This is a genomic window from Caulobacter sp. CCH9-E1, from assembly GCF_001556515.1.
GTDB lineage: Bacteria > Pseudomonadota > Alphaproteobacteria > Caulobacterales > Caulobacteraceae > Caulobacter.
The window spans coordinates 65,288-75,580 of sequence record NZ_LSJA01000130.1; the positions used below are offsets into that span (position 1 = coordinate 65,288).

The following is a 10,293-nucleotide window of genomic DNA, read 5'->3' on the forward strand; positions in this document are numbered from 1 at the left end:
TTTTCCGGGGACAGAGGGCCCAAAGTTCGGGGATGGCGACGGGGAGGTGTTAGTTCCCCGTGACCTCTTCCCAGAAGCGCTTAGCCTTGCCGACGAAGTTGGCGGACTTGGGGTTCTGCTTCTCGCCGCACAGGCCGGCCAGCTCCCTGAGCAGCTCCTTCTGGCGGGCGGAGAGGTGGGTCGGGGTCTCGACGAACAGCTCGACCACCAGATCGCCCCGCTGACGGCTGCGCAGGGAGGGCATGCCGCGTCCCTTGAGGCGGACGGTCTTGCCGGTCTGGGCGCCTTCGGGCACCTGGACCTTGATCTTGCAATTGCCGTCGCAGTTCTCGCCGCCCAGCAGGCATGGGGCGTCGATCTCACCGCCCAGGGCCGCGGTCGTCATCGGCACCGGCACGGTGCAGAGCAGATCGAGGCCGTCGCGCTCGAACAACTCGTGCGGGGTCACAGACAGGAAGATGTAGAGGTCGCCGCGCGGGCCGCCGCGCGCGCCGGCGTCGCCCTCGCCCGCCAGGCGGATCCGGGCGCCGTCGTCGACGCCGGCCGGGATGCGGACGGAGAGAATGCGCTCGCGCCGCACCTGGCCGTGGCCGTTGCAGCTGGTGCACGGGTCCAGCACGAGACGACCCGAGCCGCCGCAGCGCGGGCAGCCGCGCTCGACCGCGAAGAAGCCTTGGGTGGCGCGGACCCGGCCGGCGCCGCCGCAGGCGCCGCAGACCGTGGGGCTGGTGCCCGGCTTGGCGCCCGAACCCTCGCAGGTCTCGCAGGTCATGGCGGCCGGAACGGTGATCTCGACCTCGGCGCCCGCATAGGCCTGCTCGAGGGAGATCTCCAGGTCGTAGCGCAGGTCCTGGCCGCGCTGGGGACCGTTCGACTGGCGACGGCCGCCGCCGAACATCTCCCCAAAGACGTCGCCGAACACGTCGTTGAAGATGTCGCTGGCGTCGAAGCCCTGGCCGCCGAACCCGCCCGGCCCGCCTTGCGGACCGTTGACGCCGGCATGGCCGAAGCGGTCATAGGCCGCGCGCTTCTGGGGGTCCGAGAGGACCGAATAGGCTTCGTTGATTTCCTTGAACCGCCCGGCCGCGTTCTCGCAGCCGCCGTTGCGGTCGGGGTGGTGTTCCATCGCCAGCTTGCGGAACGCGGACTTCAGACCAGCCTCGTCGATGGTCCGGGTCACGCCGAGAATTTCGTAATAGTCGCGCATTGTCAGCGTCTGGCGCCCAAAAGGCCCACGAAAGTGGCGTTGATAGAGGAAGAGGTGGGATGACCCAGGACCCGGCGCAAGGCGCTCTCAGGTCCCGAGACGGAAGGTCGCGGCCGCGGAACGATCGTTAGGCGAATGTTCCGCGGCGCGCGCATGGCGGTGCTTAAGCCGCCGGCTTGTTGTCGTCGACTTCTTCGAACTCGGCGTCGACCACGCCATCGTCCTGGCCTTGAGCGTCACCGCCCTCGGCCGAGCCTTGCTGAGCGGCGTACATGGCTTCGCCCAGCTTCATCGAGGCCTGGATCAGCGCCTGGGTCTTGGCCTGGATGGCCTCGACGTCCTCGCCTTCCAGCGCCGACTTCAGGTCGGCCAGGCCGGTCTCGATCGCGGTCTTCTCGGCCGCGCCGACCTTGTCGCCGTGCTCGGCCAGGGCCTTCTCGGTCGAGTGCACGATGGCCTCGCCCTGGTTCTTGGCCTCGACCAGCTTCTTCTTGTTCTCGTCCGCGGCCTTGTTGGCCTCGGCTTCCTTGACCATGCGCTCGATATCCGCGTCCGAGAGGCCGCCATTGGCCTGGATGCGGATCGAGTGTTCCTTGTTGGTCGCCTTGTCCTTGGCGTGAACCTGGACGATGCCGTTGGCGTCGATGTCGAAGGTGACCTCGATCTGCGGCACGCCGCGCGGCGCCGGCGGGATGCCGACCAGGTCGAACTGACCCAGGATCTTGTTGTCGGCGGCCATCGGACGCTCGCCTTGGAAGACCCGGATCGTCACGGCCGACTGGTTGTCGTCGGCGGTCGAGAAGGTCTGCGAGCGCTTGGTCGGGATCGTGGTGTTGCGTTCGATCAGCGGGGTGAACACGCCGCCCAGGGTCTCGATGCCCAGGGTGAGCGGGGTCACGTCCAGCAGCAGCACGTCCTTGACGTCGCCTTGCAGCACGCCGGCCTGGACGGCCGCGCCCAGCGCCACGACTTCGTCGGGGTTCACGCCCTTGTGCGGCTCGCGGCCGAAGAAGTCCTGCACCGCCTGCTGGACCTTGGGCATGCGGCTCATGCCGCCGACCAGGATCACTTCGTCGATATCGCTCTTCTTCAGGCCGGCGTCCTTCAGGGCCTGTTCGCACGGACCGATGGTGCGGGCGATCAGGTCGTCGACCAGGGCTTCCAGCTTGGCGCGCGACAGCTTGATGTTCAGGTGCAGCGGACCCGACGCGTTCATGCTGATGAACGGCAGGTTCACTTCGTACTGAGCCGTGCTCGACAGTTCCTTCTTGGCCTTTTCGGCCTCTTCACGAAGGCGCTGCAGGGCCAGCTTGTCCTTGCGCAGGTCGACGCCCTGCTCCTTCTTGAACTCGTCGGCCAGGTAGTCGACGATCCGCAGGTCGAAGTCCTCGCCGCCCAGGAAGGTGTCGCCGTTGGTCGACTTCACCTCGAAGACGCCGTCGCCGATTTCCAGGATCGACACGTCGAACGTGCCGCCGCCCAGGTCGTAGACGGCGATCTTCTTGTTGTTGTCCTTGTCCAGGCCATAGGCCAGGGCCGCGGCGGTCGGCTCGTTGATGATCCGCAGGACTTCCAGGCCGGCGATCTTGCCGGCGTCCTTGGTCGCCTGACGCTGGGCGTCGTTGAAATAGGCCGGAACCGTGATGACCGCCTTGGTCACCGGCTCGCCCAGGTGGGCTTCGGCGGCTTCCTTCATCTTCTGCAGAATGAAGGCCGAGACTTCCTGCGGGCTGTAGTCCTTGCCGTGCGCCCGGACCCAGGCGTCGCCCGTCGGGCCCTTGACGATCTCGTAGGGCACCATGCCCTTGTCCTTCTCGACCACCGGGTCGCTGGCGGTGCGGCCGATCAGGCGCTTGATCGCGAACAGCGTGTTGGTCGGGTTGGTCACGGCCTGGCGCTTGGCGGGCTGGCCGATCAGGCGCTCGCCGTCTTCCAGGAAGGCCACAACCGACGGCGTGGTCCGAGCGCCCTCGGCGTTCTCGATCACCTTGGGGGTCTTGCCGTCCATGATGGCGACGCACGAGTTCGTGGTGCCAAGGTCGATGCCGATAATCTTGCTCATCTTCGTACCTGTCGCTCCTTTAGGCGGACGGCGGTGACAAGGGCCTTCTCAGAAGCGCCCCGGTTTTTCTCGTACCGTCCCCGTGGTTCGCACTCTCTCGGGTTTACGTTCCACATCCTGCCCGACCGACGAAAGTCGAACGGGCAAAATGCGTTGTGCGAAGTTGACGAGCCCGTCAACCCCGCTTCGAAGCCGGATATGGGGGATAGCCAGCGGGGTGCAAGACCATAACCCCATGGCGCGAGGGGGAATCTCGCTTCTTGCGACAGAAAAATGGCCGCGCCCAAAAGGCGCGGCCGCTGAAAGTCTTGAACTTTTAGGCGTTTGTAGCGCTAGCCCGCCTTGGCGACCCACGCGGTGATGGCCGGCAGGCGATCCTGGCGGATCTTGGCGCGGTTCAGCACCGAGGCGGCCGCCTTTTCGGCTTCCTTGCGCGAGCCCTCGGCCAGATTGGCCGCGGCGTAGGCCTTGATCTTGTCGGCCATGGCCGGGTTCGACGAGCCGGAGCCCAGGCCCGGGATGAACCGGGTGCGCGAGCTGGAGTCGACCTTGGCGTTGACGGCGTCCTTGTTGGCCACGGCCCAGTCGAAGGTCATGTCCGGGAACTCGCCGGCCACGCGCGAGATCATGTTGCTGGACAGGGTTTCGCCGGGCTCGGACGTCAGGGCCAGCTCCAGAGCCTTCTTGGCCAGAGCTTCTTCCTCGGTGGAGGCCAGCAGCATGTAGAGCTGCGACTTGACCAGCGGGGTCTTCTCGGCCTGAGCCTGGGCGCGGATGGCGTCCCAGGTCGCCGCGTCGGCCTGCCTGGCCACCACGTTCAGGATCGTCTTGCGCAGCGGACCGGGGATGGCGCTGGGGTTGGTCTTGTCGGCGTTGAAGCGACGGATGGCCTCGGCCGCCACCTCGGCGTCGCCCAGCCCGCCCAGGGTCCCGATCAGGTTGGCGCGCAGGATGGCGACGTTGTCCGGCTCGCCGGCCTTGGCGGTCCAGCCGACCGCGGTCAGCAGCGGCCGCAGCTTGGCGATCGCCAGCTTGCGGAACGCGGCGCGCTCGGCGGGCATGCCTTCGTAGTAGGCGTCGATCGTCGAATAGACGCCGGCGATCTTGGACAGCACCTGCGGATCGGCGTTGGCCGGCGTGGCCTTGGCCAGGTCGAGGAAGTCGGTGGCGGGCTGATAGCCGGCCAGGCCCATCGACCAGGCGTCGCTCATCACGCCCAGCTGGTCGATCGACGGCAGCTTCGCGAAGTTGGCGACAATGCCCGCGAAGCGCTCGGGGCCGTACTGAACGCGGAAGTAGCCATTCTGGCCGGCGTTGACGACGACCGGGCCGCAGCCCTGGACCGTCACCGAGCCCTTGCCGCCGGTCAACAGGGTCTTGGCCTCGCCGCCGCCCCCCTTTTCATCTCCGAGCGCCTTGACCGTCACCGGCGTGCGCCAGGTGAGCGGCTTCTTGTTCGGCATGTCCTTGCTGAACTCGCCCTGGGTCAGGGCCAGGGTGGTCTTGCCGGCCGCGCAGGTCGCGCTGTCGACGGTGATCAGCGGCACGCCGGGCTGCAGGGTGAAGTCGTGGGCGATGGCCTTGATCGGCTTCTTGGCCGCCGTCTCGACCGCCTGCCACAGGTCGTCGCTGACCGTGTTGCCATGCGCGTGCTGCTTCATGTAGGCGCGCACGCCGTCGCGCCAGGCGTCATGGCCGACATAGCTTTCCAGCATGCGGATGACGGCCTCGCCCTTCTGGTAGGTGATGGCGTCGAAGGCCTGGCTGGCCTGCTCGACCGTCTCCACGTGCTGGACGACCGGGTGGGTCGTCGACAGGGCGTCCAGGCCCATGGCGTATTCACGGCCAGCGACGGCGACGAGCGCCGAATTCCACTCGGGGTGGAAGTGCTCGGTGGCCCGGCCCTCCATCCACGAGGCGAAGCCTTCGTTCAGCCACAGGTCGTCCCACCAGGCCATGGTGACCAGGTCGCCGAACCACTGGTGGGCCATCTCGTGGGCGACGGTCGTGAAGACGTTCTGCTTGTCCCGCTCGGTCGAGATCTTCGGGTCCAGCAGCATCGCGTATTCGAAGTAGAAGATCGCGCCCCAGTTCTCCATGGCGCTGAAGAACTGGCTCTGGCCGGGGGCGGCGATGTTGTCCATCACCGGCAGCGGATAGGGCGTGCCGAAATAGTCGTTGTACCAGGGGAGGATTTCGGCGGCCGACTTCAGGGCGAACTCGGCTTTCGGGGTGTCGCCCTTCTTGGTCACGACGCCGACATCGACGCCGGCCGCCTTGACCGAGGCGCGGTCGAACTCGCCCAGGCCGAAGAACAGCAGGTAGGTCGACATCTTCGGCGAGGTCGCGAACTTCACCACCGTCTTGCCGCCGCCGATGTCCTTGGACGCGGCGATCGGCATGTTGGAGAGCGCCATCTGGCCGGTCGGGACCGTCGCCTCGACGCTGTAGGTGGCCTTGTAGAACGGCTCGTCCCACGACGGGATGAAGCGGCGAGCGTCGGAGTTCTCGAACTGGGTGTAGAGCGCCCGCTTCTTGCCGGTCTCGGTCTCGTAGTCGAGGGCGAACAGGCCGGCGGCCTGGGTGTAGATCTTGCCGGCGTAGTCGATCGACAGCACGTACTTGCCCTTGGCCAACGGCTTGGCGAACGTGAAGCTGGCCGTCTGGGCCTCGTCGTCGACCTTGACCTTGGCCGAACCGAAGCCGGCGATCTCGACCTTGTCGAAGGTCAGGTCGGCGGCCTGGAGGGTCACCGTGCTGGTCGGCTCGACCACCTCGATCGAAATCTTCACCCGCGCCTTGAAGCTCAGCTTGTCGGCGTCGGGGGTGAAGGCCAGATCATAGTGCGAGGGCCGCACGTTGCGCGGCAGCTGGGTGGTGACGGTGGCGAAGGTCGCGCCCTTCGAACCAGCGGTCGCGACCGGGGGGGCGGCGGAAACGCCTCCCGCGGCCAAAAGGATCACGGCCGCGGCCGTAGAGGACAAGAGACGACGCATGTTGGCTTCCAGATTGGAAATTTCATCCGGCCCCCTCAGCCGGCGGCGCGAACCAACACCTTCCGCCCCTGCGTCGCGCGTTAATAATCCGTAATGTTGCAGCCGCTGTCCGTCACGCCCGGGTTCGACCTCTGGCCAGGCTTCCTGGACCTCGAAACCCAGAAGGCGTTGGTCGCGACCATCCTGGAGGCCGCCCAGACGGCGCCGTTCGCCCAGTACGAGACGCCGCAGGGCAAGGCGATGAGCGCGGCCATGACGGCGTTCGGGCCTCTGGGCTGGGTCAGCGACCGGACCGGCTATCGCTACGCCGACCGCCATCCAGGAACGGACCAGCCTTGGCCGGCGATGCCCGACGCGCTGCGCGATCTGTGGGCGCGGCTGGGCGATGCGCAAACGCCAGCGGACTCGTGCCTGGTCAATCTCTATCGCGGCGACGCTCGAATGGGCCTGCACCAGGACCGCGACGAGGCTGACCCGCGCTTTCCGGTGCTGTCGATCTCGTTGGGCGACACGGCGGTGTTCCGGATCGGCGGAACCAGCCGCAAGGACCCGACCCGGAGCCTGCGCTTGAGCTCTGGCGACGTCTGCCGGCTTTCCGGCCCCGCGCGCCTGGCCTTTCACGGCGTCGACCGCATCCTGCCCGGCTCGTCCAGCCTGGTTCCCGGCGGCGGCCGGATCAACCTGACCCTGAGGCGGGCGCGCTGATCCCAGCAAAAAGGCCGCCCCTCGCGGAGCGGCCCTCTGGATGTCGTTGCCGGAAACCGCGATCCCGGCGTCGCCCGGATCAGCCGCGCAGCTTGCGCGTGATGGTTTCCAGGTCTTGGTTCAGGGCGCTGTCCTCGGCGCGCAGGGCCTCGATGCGGCGCACGGCGTGCAGCACGGTGGTGTGGTCGCGACCGCCAAAGCGACGGCCGATGTCCGGCAGCGAGCGGGTGGTCAGCTGCTTGGCCAGCCACATGGCGGCCTGGCGCGGACGGGCCACGGCGCGGTTGCGGCGCTCGCTGAGCAGGTCGGCCTGCTTCATGCCGTAGTGCTCGGCGGTGGCCTTCTGGATGTCGTCGATGGTGATGCGCTTTTCGCCCGACCGCAGGTGCGGACGCAGGATCGCCTGGACCTCGTCGAGGGTCATGCGCGACAGCCCTTCGCCGGCGCGGGCCGACAGGGTGTTCAGGGCGCCCTCCAGCTCACGGACGCTGTCGGTGAAGCGGTCGGCCAGGAATTGCAGCACGTCCGGACGCATGGTCGGCTCGAAACCGTGGGCGGCCGACAAGGTCTGGATCTTACGTTCCAGGATCCCCAAGCGCAGCGAACGGTCGGCCGGCTCGAGGCCGCAGACCAGGCCCGCCGACAGGTGCGAGCGCAGGTGGGCGTCCATTTCGGTCATGGCCGACGGCGGACGGTCGGCCGAGAACACGACGCGGCGGCCTTCCTCGACCAGGGCGGTCAGGGTGTGGAACAGCTCTTCCTGGGTCGACTGCTTGCCGGCGATGAAGTGGACGTCGTCGATGATCAAGAGGTCGGCGGCGCGCAGCTCTTCCTTGAAGGCCGCGGTCTGGCGATCCATCACGGCGCGCACGAAGGTCGACAGGAAGCGCTCGGCGGTCAGATAGACCACGCGCTTTTCCGGCGCGTTGCGCATGGCTTCCCAGGCCAGGGCGTTCAGCAGGTGGGTCTTGCCGAAGCCGTAGGGGCCGTGGAACAGCACGGGATTGAAGTGGCCGTCGGCCCAGTTGGCGATCCGGCGCGCCACGGCGTGGGCGAACTCGTTGGCCGGCCCCGGGACGAAGGTCTCGAAGGTGAAGCGTTCTTGCAGCCCCTGGGTGCGGGGCGACTTGGCGCTGGTCGGGGCCACGGCGGGGGCGTCGGTCGACACCGGCAGCACGATCTCGAACGGCTCGGCCACGGCGGCCGGCTTGGCGGTCGCTTCGACATAGGCGCCGGCCAGGGCTTCGAACTCCAGACGCGACTTCAGATCGATGCGACGACCGGTCGCGTCGTTGGCGGCCCACAGCTCGCCAATGCGGCGCCAGGCGCTGCGACGGATCCAGTCGCGGGCGATGCCCGTCGGAGTCACCAGGACGATGTCACCAGCGGCGGCCTCGCGCAGAACGGCGGGCGCGATCCAGGACCCGAAGGCCGCGTCGCCCAGCTCGCGTTTCAACGCCACGCACACCTTAGACCAGACGGCCGTCGCGGGCTCGCAAGCCGCCGCGATCGCCGCCGAGAAGTCCTGGCTGGCCACCCCACCCTTCATCGTCATTCGTCCACCGCCTCGCAAAAAAGTAACCGCCGCAAACACTTTCAGCCGCCGCCCCCCATGGCGCGCGACCGGTTAGCCTCAACGCACACAGGTTCTTACTCGGCGAACACGATCGGTCCGCCGCCGCCTTGTTTTTCCAAGACTGGAGAAGCGTTGAGACGCTTAAACTAGCCAGCGGCGGAGGCTGGTCAAACGGAAAACTTGCGTCCGGTCGCGGATATTTCTGTTGACTCGCGAGAGGGCCTCGCCCCGCAAGGGAATACCCGTAAAGGGGTCCTAGATCACAGTTTGCAACGCCAGGAAAAGAACGTTTGATTCAAAGCAAAAGCCGGCCAGGAAACCCTGACCGGCTTTCGTAAATACTTGAATTCGCTCGACGAACGACGTTCGTCCAGAATCTGGACTAGGCCGCGGCCTTGTCCAGCTTCTTCAGGCGGGCGGCCAGGCGCGAGACCTTGCGCGAGCCCGTGTTCGGATGAACCACGCCCTTCGAAACGGCGCGCATCAGTTCCGATTGCGCTTCGACGAAAGCGGCCTTGGCGACGGCGACGTCACCCTTGGCGATCGCGTCTTCGAACTTGCGCAGGAAGGTGCGCACGCGCGAGCGGCGGGCGGTGTTGACTTCGGTGCGGCGAGCGATCTTGCGGATCGCTTTCTTGGCGCCGGGATTATTGGCCATGGATCGGACCTTCAAACGGACAGCCGCGCGGGCGGCCGCGAAGCAGGGAAAACAGAGCGCGCGGATATACGGGAAGCGGCGCCCGGGGTCAACGGTCCACAGGCGGATTCCTGAGGACCGGAATGACGCAATCGTTTCAGGCCCGATCACATCCCCTTGAAGCTTGGCTTTCGCTTCTCGACGAAGGCCGCCATGCCTTCCTTCTGGTCTTCGAAGGCGAACAGCGAGTGGAAGAGGCGCCGCTCCAGCGCCACGCCCGTCGTCAGGGTCGTCTCATAGGCGGCCTCGACCAGTTCCTTGTTCATGGCGACGGCCAGGGGCGACTGGGCCGCGATCTTGGCGGCGACGGCCAGGGCCTCGGTCACCAGCGCGTCCGCCGGGAAGATCCGCGAGACCAGGCCCGCGCGCTCGGCCTCGGTCGCGTCCATCATCCGGCCGGTCAGGATCATGTCCATGGCCTTGGACTTGCCCACCAGGCGCGTCAGGCGCTGGGTGCCGCCGATGCCGGGCGTGACGCCGAGCGTGACCTCGGGCTGGCCGAACTTGGCGGTGTCGGAGGCCAGGATGAAGTCGCACATCATCGCCAGCTCGCAGCCGCCGCCCAGGGCGTAGCCGGACACCGCGGCGATGATCGGCTTGCGGCACTGCTCGACCGCCCGCGCTCCGGCGGTGAAGAAGTCCTGTTTGAACATCTGGGCGTAGGTCTTGTCCGACATCTCCTTGATGTCGGCGCCGGCGGCGAAGGCCTTGGCCGAGCCGGTCAGCACGATGCAGCCCACGGCGTCGTCGGCCTCGACCACGGCCAGCGCCTGGGCCAGCTCGCCCAGAAGTTGGCTGTTCAGCGCGTTCAGCGCCTCGGGCCGGTTCAGGCGGATCAGGGCGACGCCGGGAGCGCTTTGCGGCGTCTCGACGATCAGGGTCTGGTAGTCGGCCATCGGGGTCTCCTGCTGGGTTGGCGCTTTTATAGAGGGGCGGAAGCGGTTGGGGAGCCCCAACGCAACGTCAGCCACGCCGCGACCGCCTCACGCGGTTTCCCGCTGAAGGGATGGAAAGGGACGCGGAGCGCCGGACGACGTCCGGAGTTCTTTG

Annotated in this window: 7 protein-coding genes; 1 reads left to right on the forward strand and 6 read right to left on the reverse strand. The window is 67.2% G+C overall.

Going from position 1 to position 10,293, the window contains the following annotated elements; all coding sequences use genetic code 11:
- Positions 1-49: 49 nt before the first annotated feature.
- From dnaJ to AX690_RS09200, 3 genes are all read right to left on the reverse strand, one after another.
- Entirely contained in the window at positions 50-1,207 is a 1,158-nt protein-coding gene (gene dnaJ / locus AX690_RS09190; protein WP_066682263.1) for a molecular chaperone DnaJ, read from the reverse strand.
- Positions 1,208-1,370: 163 nt separating this feature from the next.
- Entirely contained in the window at positions 1,371-3,269 is a 1,899-nt protein-coding gene (dnaK, locus tag AX690_RS09195) for a molecular chaperone DnaK (RefSeq protein ID WP_066682261.1), read from the reverse strand.
- 332 nt (positions 3,270-3,601) lie between these two features.
- Positions 3,602-6,265: a M1 family metallopeptidase gene (locus AX690_RS09200; RefSeq protein WP_066682259.1), complete on the reverse strand. Its 2,664-nt coding sequence runs from the start codon at positions 6,263-6,265 to the stop codon at positions 3,602-3,604.
- A 93-nt stretch (positions 6,266-6,358) separates the two neighbouring features.
- On the opposite strand from AX690_RS09200, the gene AX690_RS09205 reads away from it, so the two are divergent.
- Entirely contained in the window at positions 6,359-6,970 is a 612-nt protein-coding gene (locus AX690_RS09205; protein ID WP_066682256.1) for an alpha-ketoglutarate-dependent dioxygenase AlkB, read from the forward strand.
- Positions 6,971-7,049: 79 nt separating this feature from the next.
- On the opposite strand, the gene dnaA is transcribed toward AX690_RS09205, so the two are convergent.
- The 3 genes from dnaA to AX690_RS09220 all read right to left on the reverse strand — a co-directional run bounded on the left by dnaA (position 7,050) and on the right by AX690_RS09220 (position 10,139).
- Positions 7,050-8,525: a chromosomal replication initiator protein DnaA gene (gene dnaA, locus AX690_RS09210; RefSeq protein WP_066682253.1), complete on the reverse strand. Its 1,476-nt coding sequence runs from the start codon at positions 8,523-8,525 to the stop codon at positions 7,050-7,052.
- 403 nt (positions 8,526-8,928) lie between these two features.
- Positions 8,929-9,204 (reverse strand): 30S ribosomal protein S20, encoded by a 276-nt coding sequence (gene rpsT, locus AX690_RS09215; protein WP_004617408.1) that lies wholly within the window; start codon positions 9,202-9,204, stop codon positions 8,929-8,931.
- Between the two features lie 146 nt (positions 9,205-9,350).
- Positions 9,351-10,139, reverse strand: a complete 789-nt coding sequence (locus tag AX690_RS09220; protein WP_066682250.1) for an enoyl-CoA hydratase — start codon at positions 10,137-10,139, stop codon at positions 9,351-9,353.
- Positions 10,140-10,293 lie beyond the last annotated feature (154 nt).